The sequence below is a fragment of the Streptomyces sp. TG1A-60 genome (assembly GCF_037201975.1).
In the GTDB taxonomy this organism is placed as follows: Bacteria; Actinomycetota; Actinomycetes; order Streptomycetales; family Streptomycetaceae; genus Streptomyces.
The window spans coordinates 120,725-145,386 of record NZ_CP147520.1; the positions used below are offsets into that span (position 1 = coordinate 120,725).

Genomic DNA, 24,662 nt, shown 5'->3' on the forward strand with positions numbered 1-24,662 from the left:
TCGAGGACCCGGTGTCGGTGTCGGTGTCGGTCCGCAGCGGCAGTACCACCACAGCGGGGGCGGGTTCGCCCGCGTCGAGGGCCGCCGTCAGCGCGGCGAGGTCCTCGTACCGGAGTGCGTTCGGCAGTCCGGCGTCATCGGGGCCGAGCACCGTCCAGCCGGAGGTGTCGGGCGTGGTGCCCGTGGTCGTCACGGGCAGCCAGTCCAGGCCGAACAGGGCGTCGCGGACTCCGTGGCCCGCGTCCCCTTCGAGGGCGTCGGGTGTGATCTCGCGCGACACCAGCGCGTCGATGCTGAGCACCGGTGCGCCGGTGGGGTCGGCGGCCCGCAGCGTGATGCCGCCGGGGGCCGGGGTGAGGGCCACCCGCAGTGCCGTGGCCCCGACGGCCCGCAGGGATACGCCGGTCCACGCGAACGGCAGCCGGGTCCCGGCCTCGGCGCCGATGGTGGCGGCGTGGAGCGCGGCGTCCAGGAGGGCGGGGTGCACGCCGTAGGAGCCGGCGTCCGACTCGGTGCCTTCGGGCAGCGCGACGTCGGCGTAGACGGTGTCGCCGTCGCACCAGGCGGCCCGGAGTCCCTGGAAGGCGGGGCCGTAGCCGTATCCGGCCTCGGCGAGCCCGGTGTAGAAGTGGGCGAGGTCGATGCGCTGGGCGCCGCTCGGCGGCCACTGCGTATGGTCGAAGTCGGCGGCGGGGGCGTCGGCGCCGAGGACGCCGGTCGCGTGGCACACCCACGGCGCGTCCTCGCCGGTGCGGGAGGACACCTCGACGGTGCGGTCGCCGGAGTCATCGGCGGCGCCGACGGCGACCTGCACGGCCACGTCGTCCTGCGCGGGCAGGACCAGCGGCGACTGCAGTACCAGTTCCCGCAGCAGGCCGCAGCCGGCCTGTTCTCCGGCCCGGAGCGCCATCTCCACGAACGCGGTCCCCGGCACCAGGGTCCGGTCGAGGACGGCGTGGTCGGCCAGCCACGGTTGGCTCGCCGGCGACAGCCGTCCGGTCAGCACGACGTCGTCGTGCGTCAGCGGGATCGCCGCGCCGAGCAGCGGGTGCCCCACCGTGATCTGGCCGACGGCGGCGGCGTCGTGTGCGGCGACGGGCTTCGGCCAGTAGCGGTCGCGCTGGAAGGCGTACGTCGGCAGGGGTACGCGTCGACCGTCGGGCAGGGCGCCGGTGGCGTCGACGGGTACGCCGGCCGTCCAGAGTTCGCCCAGGACCGTCAGGAACCGGTGTGCGCCGCCGTCGTCGCGGCGGAGCGTGCCCACAACGGTGATGGCGGTGTCGGCGTCCTCGGCGGTCTCCTGGAGGGCCACCGACACGACGGGGTGCGGGCTGCATTCGATGAACACCGCCCGGCCGTCGGCCAGCAGGGCCCGGGTGGCCTCTTCGAACCGCACGCTCGAGCGCAGATTCTCGTACCAGTACGCGGCATCCATCCCCGCCGTATCGAGGGGCGCACCCGTCAGCGTCGAGTACAGCGGTACGCGTGATGTCACCGGCCTGATCGCGGCGAGATCCTCAAGGACCCGCCCACGCACCCGCTCCACCTGCGCCGAATGCGACGCGTAGTCCACCGGAATACGCCGCGCCCGAACCTCCCGCACCTCACACAACGCCACCAGCGCGTCCAGCGCCTCCGGCTCACCCGACACCACCGTCGACGACGGACCGTTCACCGCCGCCACCGACAACCGGCCCCCGAACGAACCGATCAACTCCCCGACCACGGCACTCCCCGCCGCGACCGACACCATCCCGCCCGTGCCCGCCAGCTCCACCAGAGCCCGACTGCGCAGCGCCACCACACGCGCACCGTCCGACACCGACAGCCCGCCCGCCACCACCGCGGCGGCGATCTCACCCTGCGAGTGACCCACCACCGCCGACGGCTCCACACCATGCGCCCGCCACACCGCAGCAAGCGACACCATCACCGCCCACAACACCGGCTGAACCACATCCACCCGGTCCAGATCCCCGGCCCCACGCAGCACATCGCCCAACGACCACGACACGAACGGAGCCAGCGCCGCCTCACACTCCGCCAGTCGGTCGGCGAACACCGGCGACGACTCCGCCAGTTCACGCGCCATCCCGACCCACTGCGAACCCTGCCCCGGGAACACGAACGCCACCGAGCGGCTGTCGCGGTCCTCCGCGACGCCGGTGACGACTCCGGAGCGGGCAACTCCCGCGGCGAGCGCGTCCAGGCCGTCCCGGAGTTCGGCCCGGTCCGCTCCGAGGACCACCGCGCGGTGCTCCAGTGTGGCGCGCGACAGCAATGCCCGGCCGACCTCCGTCGGGGTGGGCTCGGGCCGCTCGGCCAGGAAGTCGCGCAGCCGCTCGGCCTGCGCCGCAAGCCCGGCCCGCGTCCTGGCCGACAGGAACCACGGGACGACGCCGGGGGCGCCGGTCTCGGAGGAGGGGGCGGCGGGGGCGGCAGCGGACCCGGCGGCGGCCGGTGCGGCCTCCAGGATCACGTGGGCGTTGGTGCCGCTCATGCCGAACGAGGACACACCCGCGCGTCGCGGCCTGTCGACGGAGGGCCACGGCCGGGCGTCGCGCAGCAGCTCGACGGCGCCGGACTCCCAGTCCACGTGCGAGGTCGGGGCGTCCACGTGCAGCGTCGGCGGAAGGACGCCGTGCTGCATGGCCATGACCATCTTGATGACACCGGCGACGCCGGCGGCGGCCTGGGTGTGTCCGATGTTCGACTTGATCGACCCCAGCCACAGCGGTTCGCCGCCACGGTCCCGGCCGTACGTGGCGAGCAGCGCCTGCGCCTCGATCGGGTCGCCCAGCCTGGTGCCGGTGCCGTGCGCCTCCACCGCGTCCACGTCGGAGGTCTCCAGGCGGGCGTTGGCAAGGGCCTGTCGGATCACCCGTTCCTGGGAGGGACCGTTGGGGGCGGTCAGCCCGTTCGACGCGCCGTCCTGGTTGATCGCGCTGCCGCGGACCACGGCCTGCACCGTGTGGCCGAGACGCCGTGCGTCCGACATCCTCTCAAGGACCAGGACGCCGACGCCCTCGGCCCATCCGGTTCCGTCCGCTGCTCCGGCGAACGGCTTGCACCGGCCGTCCGCGGCGATGCCGCCCTGGCGGCTGAACTCCGCGTAGATCCCGGGGCCGGCGAGCACCGTGACACCACCGGCCAGCGCCATCGCGCACTCGCCGTTGCGCAGGGCCTGCGCGGCCAGGTGCAGTGCCACAAGGGACGACGAGCAGGCCGTGTCGACGGTGAGGGCGGGGCCTTCGAGGCCGAACGAGTACGCGACGCGTCCGGAGATCACGCTGTTCGAGGTACCGGCGAGGACGTGTCCCTCCGCGGTCGTGGAGAGGTCGGTGCCGATCCCGTAGAACGAGGTTCCCGCCCCGAGGAACACACCCACCTGGGCACCGCGCACCGACGTCGGGTCGACGCCCGCTGCTTCGAAGGCCTCCCAGGCGGCTTCCAGCGACAGCCGCTGCTGCGGGTCCATGGCGAGGGCCTCGCGCGGCGAGATGCCGAACAGGTTCGCGTCGAACTCCGTGGCGTCGGCGAGGAATCCACCGCGCAAGGCGTACGGGGCGTCCGCGATCTCGGCCTCCCAGCCGCGGTCGGCGGGGAAGTCCGTCATCCCGTCGCCGCCGTCGGCGACCAGCCTCCACAGCCGTTCCGGGCTGTCGGCGCCGCCCGGCATGCGGCAGCTCATCCCGACGATCACGATCGGGTCGTCGTCCGTGGCGACCGGGGCGGTGCGGACCGGCGCCGGGACGTCCCGGTCGCCGAGCAGTTCGCCCAGCAGGTAGGCGGCGAGTGCGGCCGGGTTGGGGTGGTCGAACGCCAGGGTCGCGGGCAGCCGCAGACCGGTGGCGGCCTGCGTGCGGTTGCGCAGTTCCACCGAGGTCAGTGAGTCGAAACCGGCTTCCTTGAACGCGCGTCCGGCCGCGACGGCGTCCGGGGACGCGTGGCCGAGCACGAGGGCCGTCTGCTCGCGGACCAGGTCGACGAGCAGCGGAAGCCGGGCGTCCGGCTGAAGTCCGGCGAGCCGCTGGGGGAGGGTGGCCGCGGTCGGCGCGTCGCTGGCCCGGCGCAGCGCCCCGCCCGCGAGTCCGCGCAGCATGGGCGGCGGCCCCGACGGATCGGTAAGCAGCGCGTTCACGTCGAGGTTGGCCGTGACGAGGTGCGCGTGCGGCACGGTCCGGGAGATGTCGAAGAGGGCCGTGCCCTGCGTAGTGGACAGCGGTGCGCCGACACGGGTCGCCCGCGCCAGGTCGGCGCCGGTCAGGTGGCCGGTGATGCCGCTGGACTCGGCCCACAGGCCCCAGGCAAGCGAGGTCGCCGCAAGGCCGCGGGCCCGCCGGTGCGCGGCCAGCGCGTCCAGGAAGCCGTTCGCCGCGGCGTAGTTGCCCTGTCCGGACGGGCCGAGTACGGCCGCCACCGACGAGAACAGCGTGAACATCGCGAGATCGCGGTCGGCCGTCAGCTCGTGGAGGTGGAGGGCTGCGTCCACCTTGGGGCGCAGGACCGTGGCGAGGTGTTCGCCGGTGAGCGCGGTGACCACGCCGTCGTCGACGACGCCGGCGGTGTGCACGACGCCGGTCAGCGGGTGCGCGGCCGGAATCGCGGCCAGTACGTCGGCCAGCGCGTCCCGGTCGGCGGCGTCGCAGGCCGTGACCGTGACCGACGCTCCCGACTCCTCCAGTTCCAGGACGAGCCGCGCGGCTTCGGGGGCCGCCGGGCCGCTGCGGCTGATCAGCAGCAGGTGCCGGACGCCGTGCTCGGCCACCAGGTGGCGGGCGATCAGGCCGCCCAGGGTGCCGGTTCCGCCGGTGATCAGGACCGTTCCGGCCGGATCGAGGGTGGCGGGCACGGTCAGGACGTTCTTGCCGACGTGCTTGGCCTGGCTGATGTGCTGGAAGGCCGCTGCCGCGTCGCGGACGTCCCAGGCGGTGATAGGCAGCAGCCGCAACGCCCCGGACTCGCAGAGCCCGAGCACCTCGGTCAGGATCTCGCCCATCCGTCGGGCACCGGCCTCGGACGGGTCGAAGGCCCGGTACCGCACGCCCGGATGGGCGTCCGCGACCTGTGCGCTGTCGCGCAGGTCGGCCTTGCCCATGTCGGCGAAGCGGCCGCCGCCGGCCAGCAGCCGCAGCGAGGCGTCGACGAACTCGCCGGCCAGCGAGTTCAGCACCACGTCGACGCCGCGTCCGCCGGTCGCCGCGCGGAACGATTCCTCGAAGGAGAGATCGCGCGAGGAGGCGATGTGCGCGTCGTCCAGGCCGAGTGAGCGCAGTACGTCCCACTTGCGGGGGCTCGCGGTGCCGAACACCTCCAGTCCCAGGTGCCGCGCCAGTTGCACGGCGGCCATGCCGACGCCGCCGGCGGCCGCGTGCACCACGACCGCTTCCCCGGGCCGGGCCGCCGCCACGTCGACGAGGCCGTAGTACGCGGTCACGAAGGCGACCGGCATCGAGGCGGCCTCGGTGAACGACCAGCCGGCGGGGATCCGCGCGAGCCTCGGCCGGTCGGCGACGGCGATCGGGCCGAACCCGCCGGGGAACAGGCCGAAGACCCGCTCACCGGGGGCGAGGTCGGTCACGTCGGCGCCGACCTCCAGGACGACGCCCGCGCCTTCGGAGCCCATCTCGGCGCGCTCCGGGTACATGCCGAGCGCGAGGAGCACGTCCCGGAAGTTCACTCCGGCCGCGCGGCCCCCCACGCGTACCTCGTCGGGGCCCAGCGGGCGGTCGGCCGTGTCGGACGGCAGCAGCCTCAGGCTCGTCAGAGTGCCGGCTTCGGTGACGTCCAGCCGCCAGGCGGCCGTGTCGTCGGGGACGGCAAGGGCGGCCGAGGGGCGCACCCGTACGAGCCGGGGCGCGTGCAGTTCGCCGCCGCGGGCCGCGAGCTGGGTCTCCCCCCGCTCCACCGCGTGCCGGACCTGGTCCCAGGAGGCCGAACCGTCGTCGTCGAGCAGGACGAACCGGTCCGGGTGCTCTGCCTGCGCCGATCGCAGCAGGCCCCACACGGCGGCGCCCGCCGGATCGGTCAGGTCGGCGCCCGGGTACGCGGCCACCGCGCCCCGGGTGACGATGACGAGCCGGGACGCCTCGTGCCGTTCGGCGGCGAGCCACCGCTGTACGACACCGAGGACGTCGGCCGTCGTCGTACGGACATGGGCGGCGAGGTCGGGACCGGGCGCGGCGATCCGGTGCACCACGAGGGGGGCGGAACTCCCGCCGTCCTCCACGGCGGACGGCTCGGCGACGACGCGGTCCCCGGCAGCGGACGCGCCGGGCAGCGCGGTCCACTCGACCGCGAACAGCGCGTCGCCGGCCTCCGCGCGGCGCGCGTCCGACCGGACGTCGCTCACCGGCCGCAGGGTCAGCGACCGGACGTCGACCACCGGCGCACCGGTGGCGTCGGCGACCTGGATCGACACCGCGTCCTTGCCTGCGGAGGCGAGCCGGACCCGTGCGACGGACGCGCCCGTCGCGTGCAGGGACACGCCGGACCAGACGAACGGCAGCGGCGTCGCCCCGGTGCCGTCGAGGAATCCGCCGATGGTGACGGCGTGCATGGCGGCGTCGAGGAGTGCGGGGTGGACGCCGAACGCGCCCGCCTCCTCGGCGGCGGTCGGCGGCAGGACGATCTCGGCGTAGACGGCGTCATCGCCCCGCCATGCGGTGCGCAGCCCGCGGAACACCGGGCCGTAGCCGTAGCCGGCCTCGGTCAGGCGGTCGTAGTAGCCGTCCAGTTCGACCGGTTCCGTGCCGGGCGGCGGCCACGCGGAGAAGTCGTACGGTTCGGTTTCGTGCTGCGTGGTCAGGGCTCCGGCGGCGTGGCGCGTCCAGCCGACGGCCCCGTCGGGCTGTGCGTGGACCGTCACCGGTCGGTCGCCCGTGCCGTCCGTGTCGCCCACCCGCACCTGGACGCGCACGCCGCCGGTCGCGGGGACGACGAGCGGCGCTTCGAGCATCAGCTCGCGCAGCGCGGTGCAGCCGACTTCGCGGCCGGCGCGCAGTGCCAGCTCCACGAAGCCGGTGCCCGGCAGGATCGCCCGTCCCCGGACGGCGTGGTCGGCCAGCCAGGGTTGCGCCGCCAGGGAGAGGCGTCCGGTCAGGAGCGCGCCGACCCCGTCCGCGAGCGGTACTGCGGCGTGCAGGAGGGGGTGTTCGGTCTCCAGCAGACCGGCGCCGGCCACGTCGGCCGTGGCCGGGCCGGGGCGGAGCCAGTACCGCTGTCGCTGGAAGGCGTACGACGGCAGGCTGATCCGGCGGCCTCCGCGGTCCGCGAGCACCGCGGACCAGTCCACGTCGGCTCCGTGCGCCCAGGCGGTCGCGACCCCGCGCAGCAGTGCCTCCGCCTCCGGCCGGTCTCCCCGGGAGGTCGGCGCCACCATGGCGGTGTCCAGGGTGAGGCGTGCCATCGCGGTGAGCACCGAGTGCGGGCCGATCTCCAGGAACCGGTCGGCTCCCTGGCGGGCCAGCGAGGTCACGCCGTCGGCGAACCGGACGGCTTCCCGGACGTGCCGGACCCAGTACTCGGGTGCGCAGATCTCCTCGGTGTCGGCGAGGGTGCCGGTCAGGTTCGACACGACCGGGATCCGCGGCGGCTGGTACGTCAGCCCTTCGGCGACGGCCCGGAACTCCGCGAGCATCGGTTCCATCAGCGCCGAGTGGAAGGCGTGCGAGACCCGCAGCCGGTTCGTCCGGTGGCCCTCGGCCCGCCAGCGTTCTTCCAGTGCGGTGACGGCGTCCTCGGGTCCGGACACGACGACGGCCCGGGGGCCGTTCACGGCGGCGATGCCGACCCGGCCGTCGAACGTGGTGAGTGCCTCGGCGACCAGGGTCTCGTCGGCCTCGACGGCCAGCATCGCGCCGCCAACCGGCAGCGCCTGCATCAGCCTGCCGCGGGCGGCGACCAGGGTGGTCGCGTCGTCGAGGGACAACACACCGGCGGCGTGCGCGGCGGCCAGTTCGCCGATCGAGTGGCCGAGCAGGAAGTCCGGGCGCACCCCCCACAACTCCAGCAGCCGGTACTGCGCCACCTCGAAGGCGAACAGGGCGGCCTGGGTGAAGGCGGTCCGGTCCAGGAGGGACGCCTCCGGGGTGCCCGCCCCGGCGAACATCACGTCGCGCAGGGGGCGGTCCAAGGTCGTGTCGAGGCGGACGCAGACGGCGTCGAGGGCGTCCGCGAACGCGGGGAACGCGGCGTAGAGCTCACGCCCCATGCCGGGTCGCTGGGAGCCCTGGCCGGAGAACAGGAACGCCGACCGGCCGTCGGTCGCGTCGCCCCGGACGACGCCGGGTGCGTCGGCGCCGGTCGTCAGGGTCGCCAGGCCGCTCAGCAGGCCGGGGCGGTCCGGGGCCAGGACCACGGCCCGGTGCGCCAGACCGGTGCGGGCGGTGGCCAGCGACACCGCGATGTCGGCGATGTCGGCGATGTCGGCGATGTGCGCGTCGGCGGTGTCCGCGCCACCGGTGCCGCTGTCCGCGAAGGCGCGCAGCTGGTCGGCCTGTGCGGCGAGCGCCGTCGGGTCGGCGGCCGACAGCAGCCACGGGACCGGGACGTCCGCCGTGGGCCCCGCGGAGTCCAGCGCCGTGTCCCGCGTCGTGTCCTGCGTCGTCGGGGCGCTTTCGAGGATGACGTGGGCGTTCGTACCGCTGACGCCGAACGAGGAGACCGCGGCGCGCAGCGGCCGGCCGTTCTCGGGCCACGGCTGTGCGGAGGTCAGCAGTTCGATCGCGCCCGCCGACCAGTCCACGTGCGGCGAGGCGGCGTCCAGGTGGAGGGTGCCGGGCAGTTCGCCGTGGCGCATCGCCATGATCATCTTGATCACACCGGCGACGCCCGCGGCGGCCTGGGTGTGCCCGATGTTCGACTTGACCGATCCCAGCCACAGCGGCTGGTCTTCGGGCCGGTCCTGACCGTACGTCGCGAGGAGCGCCTGCGCCTCGATCGGGTCGCCGAGGCGGGTGCCCGTGCCGTGCGCCTCCACGGCGTCCACCTCGGACGCCTCCAGGCGGGCGTTGGCCAGCGCCTGGCGGATCACCCGCTGCTGGGCAGGACCGTTCGGCGCGGTCAGACCGTTGGACGCACCGTCCTGGTTGACGGCGCTACCGCGCAGGACGGCCAGCACCTCGTGCCCGTTGCGGCGGGCGTCGGAAAGCCGCTCGACGAGCAGCACGCCGACGCCTTCGGACCAGCTGGTGCCGTCGGCCGCCGCCGAGAACGGCTTGCAGCGGCCGTCGGCCGCGAGCCCGCGCTGCCGGCTGAACTCGATGAAGGAATCGGGCGTCACCATCACGGTCACGCCGCCCGCGAGCGCCATCGCGCACTCCCCGGAACGGAGCGCCGCAGCCGCCATGTGCAAGGCCACGAGCGACGACGAACACGCGGTGTCCACCGTGACCGCGGGCCCTTCCAGACCGAAGGTGTACGCCAGCCGGCCGGACGCCACGCTTGTCGTGGTGCCGGTCAGGACGTGTCCTTCCACGCCCTCCGGCAGTGCCACTCCCTGCCCGTAGCCCGAGGAGGTCATGCCGATGAAGACGCCGCCCTGGCTGCCGCGTACGGCGGCAGTGTCGATGCCGGCGTCCTCGAACGCCTCCCAGGCGGCCTCCAGGAGCAGCCGCTGCTGCGGATCCATGGCGAGGGCCTCGCGCGGTGAGATCCCGAACAGCCCGGCGTCGAAGTCGCCCGCCCCGGCGAGGAAGCCGCCCGACGTGACGTACGTACGGCCGTGCCGGTCGGGATCGGGGTCGTAGAGGGACTCGATGTCCCATCCGCGGTCGGCGGGGAAGCCGGTGATGGCGTCCCCTCCGGCGGCGACCAGCCGCCAGAGGTCCTCGGGGCCCTCGATGCCGCCGGGGAAGCGGCAGCTCATGCCGATGATCGCGATCGGTTCGTCGGTGGCGGCCGTCGCCGTCGCGGCCGGGCCGGAGTCGAGCCCGCCGACGAGGTACCGCGTCATCTCGCCGATCGTCGGGTGGTCGAAGACGGCCGTGGCCGGTACGGGGGTGCCGGTGCCGGCCGCCAGGCGCTTGCCCAGCTCCACCGCGGTCAGCGAGTCGAAACCGAAGTCCTTGAACGTCCGGCCGGTCTCGAGACCGCTCGGGTCGGCGTGCCCGAGCACCGCCGCGACCTCCGCCCGGACGATGGCCAGCGTCTCCCGCTCGCGCTCGGCGGCGGACAGCGAGGCGATCCGTCCCGTCCACGCGGACCCGGTCCCGGCCTCGGCCTCGCGTGCCGCCACGGGCGTCCGCGAGCCGGGCAGGTCCGCGAGCAGCGGGCTGGGCCGGACCGAGGTGAAGGACGCCGCGAACGTCGGCCAGTCGACGTCGGCGACGACCACGGTCGCCTCGTCGTGGTCGACGGCCCTGTCCAGGGCCGCCCGGGCCAGTCGCGCGTCCATGGCCGTGAGGCCCCGGCGGCGCAGGAAGTCCGGGCCGCGGCCGTCCGGAACGACCCCCGCCCACGGTCCCCATGCGACGGAGGTCGCCGGGAGGCCCTGGGAGCGGCGGTGCTCGGCCAGGGCGTCCAGGAAGCTGTTGCCCGCCGCGTAGGCGGCCTGGCCGCCGCTGCCCCAGACCCCGGCGATCGAGGAGAACAGGACGAACGCGTCCAGCGGGGCGTCCGCCAGTGCGGCGTGTAGGTGGGCGGCTCCGCTGGTCTTCGCGGCGAGCACGTCCGCGAATTCGGCGGGACCGGTCCGGTCGAGCACGTCGGTGGGACCGACCTCGGCCGTGTGGACCACGGCCGTGACGGGGTGCTCCGCCAGCATCGCGGCCAGCGCGGAGGGGTCCGCGATGTCACACGAGACGGCTGTCGTCGGGGTGCCCGCTCCGGTGAGCTCCGCCGCGAGCTCGACGAGCTCCGGAGCCGGACCGTCGGTACCGGCAAGGACCAGGCTCGGAGCACCGCGCCCGGCCGCCCACCGCGCGGCCTCCCGGCCGAGGGCGCCGTCGGCCCCGGTGACCAGGACGGTCCCGGACAGCGGCCGCGTCCCGGCGGGCGGGGCGGTCTCGGGGGCGCGAAGGAGGCGGGCCGCGAACGTCCCGGAGGGGCGCACCGCCGTCTGGTCCTCACCGGTGACGCCGGACAGGACCGCGGCGAGGCGCCGCCCCGCGCGCTCGTCGAGGACGGGCGGCAGGTCGATGAGGCCGCCGCAGCGGTCCGGGTGTTCCAGGGCCATCGTCCGGCCGAGGCCCCAGAGCTGGGCCTGGACCGGGTGGGCGAGGCGGTCGGCCCGGCCCGTCGACACCGCGCCGCGGGTCAGCGTCCACAGCGGGGCGGTGATCTCGGCATCGCCGAGTGCCTGTACCAGGGTCAGCGAGATGGCGACGCCCGAGGGCAGCGCCGTACCGGCGAGATGTTCCTCGGCCAGGCCCACGAGGGAGACCACGCCGGTGAGGGGGCCGACCGACAGGAGCGTGCCGCGGATCGCGTCGGCCATCGCCTCGCGGCCGACGGCCGGGTCGGGGACGACCAGGGTCACGGTCTCCGCGCCGACGGTGCGCATCGCCGCGATCACCTCGTCGGCGGCCACCACGTCGGCGGCCACCACGAGCCAGGTGCCCGGCAGTGAGACCGGGCCGCGGGGGCCGTCGATCGTCTTCCAGCCGATCCGGTAGCGCCAGGAGTCCACGGTCGTACGGTCCCGGCGGCGACGCCGCCAGTCGGCAAGCGCGGGCAGCACCGAACCGAGCGGTTCCGGCGTGTCGTCCAGGTCGAGGGCTTGCGTCAGTTCGGCGAGGTCCTCACGCTCGACGGCATCCCAGAACCGCGCCTCCACCGGATCACCACCGGCCGCCACCGACACCGGCTCCAACCAGTACCGCTCCCGCTGGAACGCATACGTCGGCAGACCAACCCGCCGGCCCCCGGCCACGACCGGGGTGAAGTCGACCTCCACACCCGCCGTCCACGCCTCCGCCAGCACCGCGAGCACCTGGTCCAGGCCACCCCGGCCACGCCGCAACGTGCCCACCACGGCAGCGTCGGCCCCGGCATCCTCGGCGGTCTCCTGCACACCCACCGTCAGCACCGGGTGGGGGCTGCACTCCACGAACACCGACCGGCCCGCACCCAGCAGGGCCCGCGTCGCCTCCTCGAACCGCACCGTCGAGCGCAGATTCTCGAACCAGTACCCCGCGTCCATCCCCGCCGTATCGATCGGCGCACCCGTCACCGTCGAATACAACGGAACATCAGAAGTCCTCGGCACAACCCCGGCGAGATCCTCAAGAATCCGCTCCCGGAGCCGATCCACCTGCGCCGAATGCGAGGCGTAGTCCACCGGAATACGCCGCGCGCGGACCTCCCGCACCTCACACAACGCCACCAGCGCGTCCAGCGCCTCCGGCTCACCCGACACCACCGTCGACGACGGACCGTTCACCGCCGCCACCGACAACCGGCCCCCGAACGAACCGATCAACTCCCCGACCACGGCACTCCCCGCCGCGACCGACACCATCCCGCCCGTGCCCGCCAGCTCCACCAGAGCCCGACTGCGCAGCGCCACCACACGCGCACCGTCCTCGACCGACAGCCCGCCCGCCACCACCGCGGCGGCGATCTCACCCTGCGAGTGACCCACCACCGCCGACGGCTCCACACCATGCGCCCGCCACACCGCAGCAAGCGACACCATCACCGCCCACAACACCGGCTGAACCACATCCACCCGGTCCAGATCCCCGGCCCCACGCAGCACATCGCCCAACGACCACGACACGAACGGAGCCAGCGCCGCCTCACACTCCGCCAGTCGGTCGGCGAACACCGGCGACGACTCCGCCAGTTCACGCGCCATCCCGACCCACTGCGAACCCTGCCCCGGGAACACGAACGCCACATCACCGGGAACGACCCGGCCCCGCACCACACCCTCACCACCGAGCACACCCAAGCCGTCCAACATCACGGCCCGGTCCCCACCCAGCACCACCGCACGATGCTCCAGACCCGCCCGCGACAACAGCGACCGAGCCACATCGGTCGCCGAAAGGTCCGGCTCGGCCGCCACGTGATCGCGCAGTCGGCGGCCCTGTGCCACCAATGCCTCGGGCGTGTGGCCCGACACCAACCACGGGACGGGGCCGGCGGGAGCAGCCTGGGGCTCGGGTCGTTCGGCCGGGCTCGGAACGCTCTCGAGGATCACGTGCGCGTTGGTGCCGCTGATGCCGAAGGAGGACACACCCGCCCGGCGCGGTCGGTCCGTCTCCGGCCAGACACGCTCCTCGGCCAACAGCTCCACCGCACCCGCCGACCAGTCCACCTGCGGAGTCGGCTCGTCCACATGCAACGTCGCGGGAAGCACTCCATGACGCATCGCAAGGACCATCTTGATCACACCGGCCACACCCGCCGCGGCCTGCGTGTGCCCGATGTTCGACTTCACCGAACCCAGCCACAACGGCCGGCCCTCAGACCGATCTTGACCGTACGTGGCAAGGAGCGCCTGCGCCTCGATCGGGTCACCAAGCCTCGTACCCGTACCGTGCGCCTCCACCGCGTCCACATCAGAAGACGACAGCTCTGCACTCGCCAACGCCTGCCGGATCACCCGCTCCTGCGAAGGACCGTTCGGCGCCGTCAGACCGTTCGACGCACCGTCCTGGTTGACCGCGCTGCCCCGGACCACCGCCAGGATCTCGTGACCGTTGCGGCGCGCGTCCGACAACCGCTCCAGCATGACCAGGCCGACGCCTTCGGCCAGGCCGAACCCGTCCGCGCCGGATCCGAAGGCGCGGCAACGGCCGTCGTCGGACAGACCGCGCAGGCGGCTGAACTCGATGAACAGGCCGGGGTGGGACATGACGGCGGCGCCGCCGGCCAGGGCCAGGTCGCAGTCGCCGTTGCGCAGGGCCTGCACGGCGAGGTGGAGCGCCACAAGGGACGAGGAGCACGCCGTGTCCACCGTGACCGCGGGACCCTCCAGGCCCAGCGCGTACGCCACGCGGCCGGAGGCGACGCTTCCCGCGTTGCCGGTGACCCGGTAGCCCTCGTAGCCCTCAAGGGCGTGGTCCATCCGGGGGCCGTACTCCGGGGAGGCGACACCTGTGAACACGCCGGTCGCGCTGTGGCGCAGTGCCGTCGGGTCGATGCCGGCCCGTTCGACGACCTCCCAGGCGGTCTCCAGGAGCAGTCGCTGCTGTGGGTCGGCGGCGGCGGCCTCGCGCGGCGAGATGCCGAAGAACTCGGCGTCGAACCGGTCCGCGTCGTGCAGGAAGCCGCCTTCGCGGGTGTACGAGCGGCCCAGCTCGTCGGGGTCGGCGTGGTAGAGCCGGTCGAGGTCCCAGCCGCGGTTGGTCGGCAGCAACGAGATGACGTCGCCCCGTTCGGCCACCACCTGCCACAGTTCTTCCGGGGAGCCGATGCCGCCCGGGTAGCGGCAGCCCATCGCGACGATCGCGATCGGCTCGGCCGGGTCGGCGGCCGGCGCCGTCGGCGCCGTGCCGGCGGGGGCGCTCGCCCCGGAGGTCAGCAGGGCGAGCAGGTGGTCGGCGAGGGCGCCCGGCGTGGGGTGGTCGAAGGCCACGGTGGTGGAAAGCCGCAGGCCAGAGGCCGCGTTGAGCCGGTTGCGGAACTCCACGGCGATCAGCGAGTCGAATCCGAGGGACTTGAACGCACCGTCCACCGCGATCCCGGCCGGATCGGAGTGTCCAAGGGCGCTCGCGGCGCTCGACCGGACGAGGTCAAGGAGGGTGCGGCGGCGGTCGGCCGCGGGCATCGTCGCCAGTCGGTCGGCGAGGCCGCTCGCGGCCGTGGCGGCCGCGGCCCGGCGCAGCGGGGTGCGGATCAGGCCGCGCAGTACGGCGGGCACCGGCTCGGCGCGGGTGGCCGCTTCGGCGACGCCGATGCGTGCGGGGGCGATCAGCGGGCGGCCGTCGGCCAGGGCCGCGTCGAAGAGGGCCAGTCCCTGTTCCGCGGTCATCGGGTCGAGGCCGCCGCGGATCAGGCGGGCCCGGTCGGCGTCGCCGAGCCGCCCGCCCATGCCGTGGTCCTGCGCCCAGAGCCCGGAGAGCAGTGCCTGTGCGGGCAGCCCGTGGGCGTGCCGGTGCTGGGCCAGGGCGTCGAGGAAGGCGTTGGCGGCGCCGTAGCTGCCCTGGCCCGCGGTGCCGACGGTGCTGGCAAGCGAGGAGAAGACCACGAACGCGGTCAGGTCGATGTCACGGGTGAGCCGGTGCAGGTTCCAGGCCGCGTCGGCCTTCGGGCGCAGCACGGCGTCGAGCTGTTCCGGGCGGAGCCGCTGGACGGAGGCGTCGTCGACGACACCGGCGGCGTGCACCACGGCGGTGAGCGGGTGCGCGGCGGGGATGCCGGCAAGCAGGGCGGCGAGGGCGTCCTCGTCGGAGACGTCGCAGGCGCCGGCGGTGACTTCGGCGTCCAGGCCGGCCGTCAGTTCGGCCAGGTCGTCGTCGGTCATGCCGCGGCGGCTGACGAGCAGCAGGTGCCGTACGCCGTGCGCGGTGACCAGGTGTCTGGCCAGCAGGCGGCCGATCGCGCCGGTGCCGCCGGTCAGCAGGACCGTGCCGTCGGGGTCGAACGGTGACCGGGCGGGCTGGGATGCGGTCCTGGCCAGGCGGGGTGCCAGGAGCCGGCCGTCGCGGACGGCGAGTTGCGGCTCGTCGACCGCCGCGAGGGCCGCGCGAAGGGTGTCGTCGGTGGTCCCGTGGCCGTCGTGGTCGACGAGGAGGATCCGGCCGGGGTGCTCGATCTGGGCGCTGCGGGCCAGGCCGAGGACGGCGGCCGCGGCGAGGTCGTGCACGTCCTCGTCCGGGCCGGCGGCGACGGCCTGCCGGGTGAGGAGGACGAGCCGGGAATCGGCCCGGGTCTCGTCGGCCAGGAAGGTCTGGATCAGCCCGAGGGCGGACCGGGTCAGGGCGTGCGCGCTCTCGGCGGGTGCGTCCGTGTCTCCGGAGACGGGGACGATGACGGCGGCGGGGACCGGGACGGCGCCGTCGGCGGGCGGCATGCCCTGCTCGATGTCGTCGAGGACCGTCCAGTCGCTCGTGGCGGCCGGGGCGGGCTCGGCCGGTGTGATCCAGTCGAGGCGGTAGAGCGGTTCGGCGGCGGCGGGGGCCGCGGCCATGTGCTCCGGATCGACCGGTCGCAGGACGAGGGTGTCGATGTCGAGGACGGCCGCGCCCGCCGGGTCGGTCAGCGCGACGGAGACGGAGCCGTCGGGTCCGGAAGGCGTGATGTGCACGCGGACCGTGGTCGCTCCGGAGGCGTGCAGGGATACGCCGGTGAAGGAGAAGGCGAGCCGGGTACGCGTCGGGTCTCCGTCGATCAACAGCACGTGCAGGGCGGCGTCAAGGAGCGCCGGGTGGATGCCGAACTCCTCGGTCGGGAGGGTCTCGGGGAGGGTGGCCTCGGCGAACAGTTCGTCACCGCGCCGCCAGGCGGCCGTCAAACCCTGGAAGGCGGGGCCATACGCGTATCCCTGGTCGGCGAGTGCGGGGTAGGCGTGCTCGATCGCGAGCGGTACGGCGTCCGCGGGCGGCCAGGCGCCCTGCCGTACGGGCGCGGCGGACGGCTCGGCGCTCAGGGCGCCGGTCGCGTGCCAGGTCCACGGGCGTTCGTCGGCGTCGGGCCGCGGCCGGGAGTGGACGGTAACCGGGCGGCGTCCCGTGTCGTCCGGCGGCAGCAGCACGACCTGTACGTGGATCGAGCCGTCCGCCGCCACGATCAGTGGGCTCTGCAGGGTGAGGTCCTCCAGGTGCGGGTATCCGCATCGCAGTCCCGCGTGCAGCGCGAGGTCGACGAGGGCGGAGCCGGGAAGGACGACCTCGCCCCGGACGACGTGGTCGGCGAGCCACGGATGGTCGGCCGCGGAGAGCCGGCCGGTGAGGACGAGGGTGTCGTCGCCCGCGAGGGTGACCGTGGCTCCGACCAGGGGGTGGTCGGCGGGTTCGAGGCCGAGGCCGGTCGCGTCGGTGGCGCCCGCGCCGGGCGCCAGCCAGTACCTCTCCCGCTGGAAGGGGTAGGTGGGCAGCGGCACGTGGCGGGCGGTGGCGGGGAAGGAGACCGGCCAGTCGACCTCGACGCCGTTCACGTACGCCTCTGCCAGCGCCGCGAGGAACCGGTCGCGGCCGCCGTGGTCGCGGCGGAGGGTGCCGAGGACGACACCGTCGTCGCCCTCGGCCTCCAGGGTTTCCTGGACTCCGAGGGTGAGCACGGGGTGCGGGCTCGACTCCACGAAGGTTCGGTGGCCGGCCGACAGCAGCGCTCGTACGGTGGGTTCGAACCGGACGACGTGGCGCAGGTTGCGGAACCAGTAGTCGGCGTCCAGTTCGGTGGTGGGCAGGCGGTCGCCGGTGACCGTGGAGTAGAACGCGATACGGCCCTCGCGCGGGACGATCCCGGCGAGCGCGGCGAGCAGTTCCTCCCGCAGCGGGTCGACGTCCGGCGAGTGCGAGGCGTAGTCCACGGGGACGCGCCGGGCGCGGACGCCCTGTGACCGGCATTCCTCGATGAGTTCGTCGAGGGCTTCACCCGCGCCGGAGACGACGGTGGTGGAGGGGCCGTTGTGGGCGGCGATGCTGACTCTGCCGTCGAACCGTTCGATGCGTTCCCGCACCTGTGCGGTCGGCAGCGGTATCGATGCCATCCCGCCGGTGCCCGCGAGGGCCCGCAGGTAGCGGCTGCGCAGTGCGACGATGCGGGCCGCGTCCTCCAGGGAGAGGCCGCCGGCGACGTGCGCCGCGGCGATCTCGCCCTGGGAGTGTCCGACGACGGCCGCGGGAACGACGCCCGCGTGCTGCCAGAGCTTCGCCAGCGACACCATCACCGCGAACAGTGCGGGCTGGACCACGTCGACGCGGTCCAGGGAGGGTGCGTCGGGCGCGCCGTGCAGGACGTCGATCAGCGACCAGTCCGTGTGCGGGGCGAGTGCTTCGGCGCACGCGGTGATCTCGTCGCGGAAGACATCGGAGGCCGCGTACAGTTCGGCGGCCATGCCCTCCCACTGCGAGCCCTGGCCGGGGAAGATGAACACGGGGCCGTCGGGGGCGCCCGCCGTGCCCTGGGTCAGGTGCGGCGCGGGGGTCGCGCCGGCCAAGGCGTCCAGGCCGGTGAGGAGTTCCGCGCGGTCGGCGGCGATCACCACGGCCCGGTGGTCGAAGTCGGCGCGGACGGCCAGGGAAAGGCCGATGTCCGCCAGGTCGGCCGTGGTACGGACGGCCTCGGCGAGGCGCGTGGCGTGGGCGCGCAACGCGGCGTCGCCACGGGCGGAGAGCGGGAACGCCAGGGGGCCGGCCGGTGTGGTCGAGCCCGTGGTGGCGGATTCCGGCACGCCCTCGATGATCATGTGGGCGTTCGTGCCGCTGATCCCGAACGACGACACCGCGGCCCGTCGTGGACGTCCGTGCTCGGGCCACGGCCGGGCCTCGGTCAGCAGACGGACGGCGCCGGCGCTCCAGTCCACCCGGCTGGAGGGCGTGTCGGCGTGCAGGGTGCGCGGCAGCTGTCCGTGCCGCATCGCCTGGACCATCTTGATGACGCCGGCCACGCCCGCGGCGGCCTGGGTGTGCCCGATGTTCGACTTCACCGAACCGAGCCAGAGCGGGTAGTCCGCGGGCCGGTCCTGTCCGTAGGTGGCCAGCAGTGCCTGTGCCTCGATCGGGTCGCCGAGCGCGGTCCCGGTGCCGTGCGCCTCGACGGCGTCCACATCGGCCGGGCCGAGTCCGCCGCCGGCGAGCGCCTGCTGGATCACGCGCTCCTGGGAGGGCCCGTTCGGCGCGGAGAGGCCGTTGGAGGCGCCGTCCTGGTTGATGGCGCTGCCCCGGATCACGGCGAGCACCGGGTGGCCAAGGCGTCGCGCGTCCGAGAGCCGTTCCAGGGCGAGCAGTCCGACGCCCTCGCCCCAGCCGGTGCCGTCGGCGCCCTCTGCGAACGCCTTGCAGCGCCCGTCGGCCGCGAGGCCCTGCTGCTTGCTGAACTCGACGAACATGCCGGGCGTCACCAGTACGGTGGCCCCGCCGGCCAGCGCGAGGGTGCACTCTCCGAGCCGCAGGGACTGGGCGGCCAGGTGCAGTGCCACCAGCGAGGACGAACAGGCCGTGTCCACGGTGACCGCCGGGCCCTCAAGGCCGAGTACGTAGGCGATGCGCCCGGAGGCGACGCTCGCGGTGTTGCCGGTCAGCAGGTGGCCTTCGAGGTCGGCGGGGGCCTCGTGCAGGCGGGGGCCGTAGTCCTGTGCCGTGGCGCCGACGAACACGCCGGTCCGGCTGCCGCGCAGCGACGCCGGGTCGACGCCGAGGCGCTCGACGGCCTCCCAGGCCGTCTCGAGCAGCAGCCGCTGCTGCGGGTCCATCGCCAGCGCCTCGCGCGGGGAGATGCCGAAGAACGCCGCGTCGAAACGGGTCGCGTCGGTGAGGAACGCGCCCGCGGGGGTGAGCGTGCCGTGCGGGTTGCGGGACTCGTCGGCGTAGATGCCCGCGATGTCCCACCCGCGGTCGTCGGGGAACCCGGAGACGAGGTCGTCGCCTTCGGAGACCACGTGCCAGAGGGCTTCGGGTGTGTCGATCCGTCCCGCGTACCGGCAGCTCATGGCGACGATCGCGATCGGTTCGTCGGTGGGGGCGCCGGGCGCCGGTGCGGTGGGCGTCACCTCGGCGGGTTCGCCGTGCAGCATCCCGGCGAGGTGCTCGGCCAGCCGCAGCGGGGTCGGGTGGTCGAAGAGCAGGGACTCCGGGAGCCGCAGCCGGGTGGCCTCGGCGAGCCGGTCGCGGAGTTCGACGGCCGTGAGCGAGTCGAACCCGAGGTCGCGGAAGGTGAGGCGGGTGTCGACGTCGCCGGGGTTCTCGTAGTCGAGTACGGCGGCGACCTGGGCGCGGATCTGGTGCAGGAGGGCCCGGTCGTCGCGCCGCTCGGCCGCGATCCCGTCCGTCGTCCCGGGCGTTGCGGGCGTCTCGGCCGTGTCCGGCGTCGCGGGCGTCTCCGGCGTCTCGGCCGGGTCCGCCGTCGGCGCGGGTCCGGCCGCCGGACGTACGGTGTCCAGCCAGAAGCGGCGGCGCTGGAAGGCGTAGGTGGGCAGGTCGACGGTGCGGGGGTCGTGGCCCGCGGACACTGCGGCCCAGTCGAGCGGCACGCCGGCGGTGTACAGCCGGGTCACGGCGGTCAGCAGGGTCTCGGCGTCGTCGCGGTCCCGGCGCAGGGCGGGCACGAGCGTTCCCTCGGCACCGGCCTGCCGTGCCATCCCGCACAGCACGCCGTCGGGGCCGAGTTCCAGGAAGCGGGTCACACCCCGGTCGGCCAGGCATGCGACCCCGTCGCCGAACCGGACCGCCTCGCGGACCTGCCGCACCCAGTAGTCCGGAGTGCGCATCAGATCGGGCTCGGCGACGGTCCCGGTCAGGTTCGACACCACCGGGATCCGAGGTGCGGCGAACGTCAGCGAGGCGAGGACGGTCCTGTACTCGGCGAGCATCGGCTCCATCAGGGCCGAGTGGAACGCGTGCGACACCGTCAGCCGGCTCGTCCTGCGGCCCTCGGCGGCCCATCGCGCCGCGAACTCGTCGACGACGTCGGCGGGACCGGAGACCACCACCGCGGTGGGACTGTTGACGGCGGCGACGTCCAGTCGGCCGCCGATCGCCTCCCGCGCCTCGGCCTCGGTGGCCTGCACGGCCAGCATCGCGCCGCCGTCCGGCAGTGCCTGCATCAGCCGGCCCCTCGCCGCCACCAGCGCGCAGGCGTCCTGGACGGACAGGATGCCGGCGCAGTGCGCGGCCGCGACCTCGCCGATCGAGTGCCCAAGGAGGTGGTCCGGGGTCACGCCCCAGGACGTGAGCAGCCGGAAGAGCGCCACCTCGACGACGAACAGGCTCGCCTGCGTCCACGTCGTACGGTCGAGGTCGGTGCCCTCGAACACCACGTCGCGGATCGACCGGCCCAGTCGGGGGTCAAGTTCGGCGCACAGCTCGTCGAACGCGGCCGCGAACACCGGGTGCCTCTCGTACAGGCCGCGGCCCATCCCGACCCGCTGCGCACCCTGACCGGTGAACAGGAACGCGGTCCCGCCCTCGTCGGTCTCGCCGAGGACCACTCCGCGTACGGGTTCGCCCGCGGCCAGCGCGCCGAGGCGGCGCAGCATGTCGTCCCGGCCGCGGCCCACGACGACGGCCCGGCGGTCGAAGGCCGCCCGGGTGGTCGCCAGGGAGAATCCGATGTCCGCCAGGTCGGCGTCGGGGGTCGCTTCGAGGTGGGCGCGCAGCTTCGCGGCCTGGCCGCGCAGGGCCTCGTCCGTGCGGCCGGAGAGCGGCCAGGCGACGGGTGCGTCGGGCCGCGCGGTCCGCTCGCGGGGGGCCTCGGCCCGGCCCGGCCATTCGGCGAGTACGACGTGGCAGTTGGTGCCGCCCATGCCGAAGGAGCTCACGCCCGCGATCCGCGGGCCCTGCGGCCAGGGTCCGAGTGCGGTCTGGACCCGCAGGCCGAGCTCGTCCAGCGGGATCCGGGGGTTGCGCCGGAAGTTGAGGCTCGGCGGGAGCTGTCGGTTCGACACGGCGAGTACGGCCTTCAGCAGGCCGGCCGCGCCCGCGGCGCCTTCGAGGTGGCCGATGTTCGTCTTGACGGACCCGACCCGCAGCGCCTCGTCGGGGGTGCGGCCCGCGCCGAGGACACGGCCGAGGGCGGCCGCCTCGACGGGGTCGCCGACGGCGGTTCCGGTGCCGTGCAGCTCGACGTACCGTACGGCGTCGGGCGCGACGCCGGCGTGCCGGTAGGCGGCGGTCAGGACGTCGGCCTGGGCGTCGCGGCTCGGCGTGGTCAGGCTGGCGCCGCCGCCGTCGTTGTTGACGGCGCTGCCGCGGATGACGCAGTAGACGCGGTCTCCGTCGGCGACGGCGCGGGCCAGGGTCTTGAGGGCGACGACCACGCCGCCCTCGCCACGGACGTACCCGTTGGCGCGTTCGTCGAAGGTGTAACAGCGGCCGTCCGGGGAGAGCGCGCCGAAGCGGGCCGCGCCGACGGTGCTCTCCGGGGCGGCGTTGAGGTGCACGCCGCCGGCCAGGGCGAGGGTGGCCTCGCCGCGCCGCAGGCTGTCGGCGGCGACGTGCACGGCGACCAGGGAGGACGACTGTCCGGCGTCGACGGTCATGCTGGGGCCGCGCAGCCCCACGGCGTAGGAGACGCGGTTGGCGATGATGCCGCGCTGCAGGCCGGTCAGGGTGTGCCCGCCGATCTCCGCCGGGCCCCCGCGCTGGGCGAGGGTGGCGTAGTCGGAGGCCATCACGCCGACGAACACGCCCGTGCGGCTGCCCCGCAGGCTGTCGGGGACGATGCGGGCGTCTTCGAGCGCCTCCCAGCTGAGCTCCAGCATGAGCCGCTGCTGCGGGTCCATCGCGGTGGCCTCGCGCGGCGAGATTCCGAAGAAGCCCGGGTCGAATCCGTCGATCCGGTCGAGGTATCCGCCGCGGCGCGGCACCTCCTCGCCGGGGAGGTCACCCCGGTCGAGGGGGATGTCGCCGATCGCGTCCAGGCCTTCGCACAGCATTTTCCAGAACGCTTGGGGTGTGGCGGCGCCCGGCAGACGGCAAGAAAGTCCTACGACGGCGATGGCAGCGTCATCGGCATGGACATCAGGCATGGACACCTCAACACTTAGTGCGCCGGAAATGGCCGGACGAAAATCGCAAGGGAAATCGCAGGGGAAATCGCGACAGCGTTCACTCGGCGGATGCGAGATTAGGTAGGGAGTCCATCGGCGCCAACCCCTAGGCAGCGTCGTCGACGACCCCGATCTCGGTCGCGCGGCTTAGGGGTCGGCCCGGGGCCTATCGGGAGGACACGGCGGGTTCACCGTTCCTTGCGCTGGAACGAGCGGACCGACAAGGGCACGAACACGACCAGCAGGGCCACGGACCACAGCACGGTCGCGGCGACCGGGTGGTCGAGCGGCCATGCCTGCGACCCCGTGGCGGTACCCGGGTTGCCGAACAGCTCACGGCACGCGGCGGTGAGCGCGCTGAGCGGGTTCCACTCGGCGATGAACCGCAGCCACCCGGGCATCCCGTCCGTCGGCACGAACGCGTTCGACAGCATCGTGACCGGCAGCACAAGCAGCGAGAGCTGCTGGGCGGCCTGCTCGTTCGGCACCTTCAGTCCGAAGTAGCAGCCGACCCAGCTCAGCGCGTACCGCATGAGGGCGAGCAGACCGAATCCGCCGAGGGCTGCCGCCAGGCCGTTGTCCGCGCGCCATCCGACGAGCAGGCCGGCGGTCGCCATGATGACGATGCCGAGGAGGCCGCCGACGATGTCGGACGCGGTGTGCCCGAAGGGGACCGCGACGCGCGACATCGGCATCGACCGGAACCGGCTCATCAGGCCGCGCGAGACGTCGGTGGCGACCCGTCCGATGACCGCCACGACCGAGCTGGCGGTCACCATCGCGAACAGTCCCGGCATCAGGTACGCGCGGTAGTCGCCGCCGCCCGGCACCTGGATCGCGCTGCCGAAGACATAGCCGAACAGCAGCACCATGATGGCGGGGAAGATCAGGGCGGTGATGAGCTCGCCCGGTTCCTGTCGGAGGCGGCTGAACTCGCGCCCGACCAGGACGAACCCGTCCGACAGGGCCCAGCGCAGCCGGGTGACCGGAGACTGGAGGGGGACGGAGGGGGTCTCGACGGTCATCAGGCGTTGTCCTTGACTCGTTCGTCGTCGTCGACGGGGGCCGGTCGGTCGGTGAGGCGCAGGAACACCTCGTCGAGGGTGGGGCGGCGCAGGCTGACGTCGGCGACGGCCACCCCCGCCCGGTCCAACTCCCGCACGACGTCGGCGACCCGCACCGTGCCGCCCGCGGACGGCACGCTGAGGCTGTCGGCACCGGTCGTCGTCGGCTCGGCCGCGGCCAGCCGGTGCATGACGGCGGCGGCGTCCGGCAGGACGGCCGGGTCCTCCACGACCACGTCGAACCGGTCGCCGATCATCGACTTGAGCCGGTCGGGGGTCCCGTCGGCGATGACGCGGCCGTGGTCGACGACCGCGATGTCGTCGGCGAGTCGGTCCGCCTCGTCCAGGTACTGCGTGGTGAGCAGGACGGTCGTGCCGTCGGCGACGAGTTCGCGGATGCAGTCCCAGATCTCGCCGCGGCTGCGCGGGTCGAGTCCGGTCGTCGGCTCGTCGAGGAACAGCACCTGGGGGCGCAGGATGAGGCTGGCGATGAGGTCGAGCCTGCGCCGCATGCCGCCGGAGTATCCGCTGACCTGCCGGTCGGCCGCCTCCACCAGGCCGAAGCGCTCCAGGAGTTCGTCGGCCCGCAGGTGCACCGCGCGGCGGGGCAGGTGGTAGAGGCGCCCGAACATGCGCAGGTTGCCGCGTCCGGTCAGCTTCTCGTCGACGGCGGCGTACTGGCCGGCCAGGCCGATGAGCGAGCGCACCCGGTCGGCGTCGCGGACGACGTCGAGCCCCGCGATCCGGGCGTGGCCGGAGTCGGGGTCCATCAGCGTCGCGAGGATCCGTACGGCGGTGGTCTTGCCGGCGCCGTTGGGGCCGAGCAGGCCGCAGACCTTCCCTGCGGGCACGCTGAGTTCGAGCCCTCTGAGTGCGTGTACGTCGCCGAAGCGTTTGTGCAGTCCTTCGGCGACGACGATCGATTCTGCCATGATCCCTCCACTGGGTAGGCCGTGGGTGGGCCGTGGGTAGGCCCTGCGCGGTCATGCTCCGGTCAT

At 74.1% G+C, this 24,662-nt stretch carries 3 protein-coding genes (1 of these 3 cut by a window edge); all 3 read right to left on the reverse strand.

Features of this window, described 5'->3' with window-relative positions; translation table 11 throughout:
* On the reverse strand, positions 1-22,579 hold the 5' portion of the coding sequence (locus tag WBG99_RS00190; protein WP_338894320.1) for an SDR family NAD(P)-dependent oxidoreductase. 15,215 nt of this gene lie to the left of the window's left edge; 22,579 of the gene's 37,794 nt are visible here — the first part of the coding sequence; the start codon lies at positions 22,577-22,579; its stop codon lies beyond the left edge, outside the window.
* Positions 22,580-22,788: 209 nt separating this feature from the next.
* Positions 22,789-23,625 carry an ABC transporter permease gene (locus tag WBG99_RS00195; RefSeq protein WP_338894321.1) on the reverse strand — a complete coding sequence of 279 codons (837 nt, stop codon included), beginning with the start codon at positions 23,623-23,625 and terminating at the stop codon, positions 22,789-22,791.
* A complete protein-coding gene (locus WBG99_RS00200; RefSeq protein WP_338894322.1) occupies positions 23,625-24,596 on the reverse strand; it encodes an ATP-binding cassette domain-containing protein in 972 nt (323 codons plus the stop codon). The genes WBG99_RS00195 and WBG99_RS00200 overlap by 1 nt, the downstream gene beginning before the upstream one ends.
* Positions 24,597-24,662: the final 66 nt, after the last annotated feature.

Coding starts and splice junctions, on each gene's coding strand:
- WBG99_RS00195 (WP_338894321.1), bottom strand. CDS start 23,625: ATGACCGTCGAGACCCCCTCCGTCCCCCTCCAGTCTCCGGTCACCCGG.
- WBG99_RS00200 (WP_338894322.1), bottom strand. CDS start 24,596: ATGGCAGAATCGATCGTCGTCGCCGAAGGACTGCACAAACGCTTCGGC.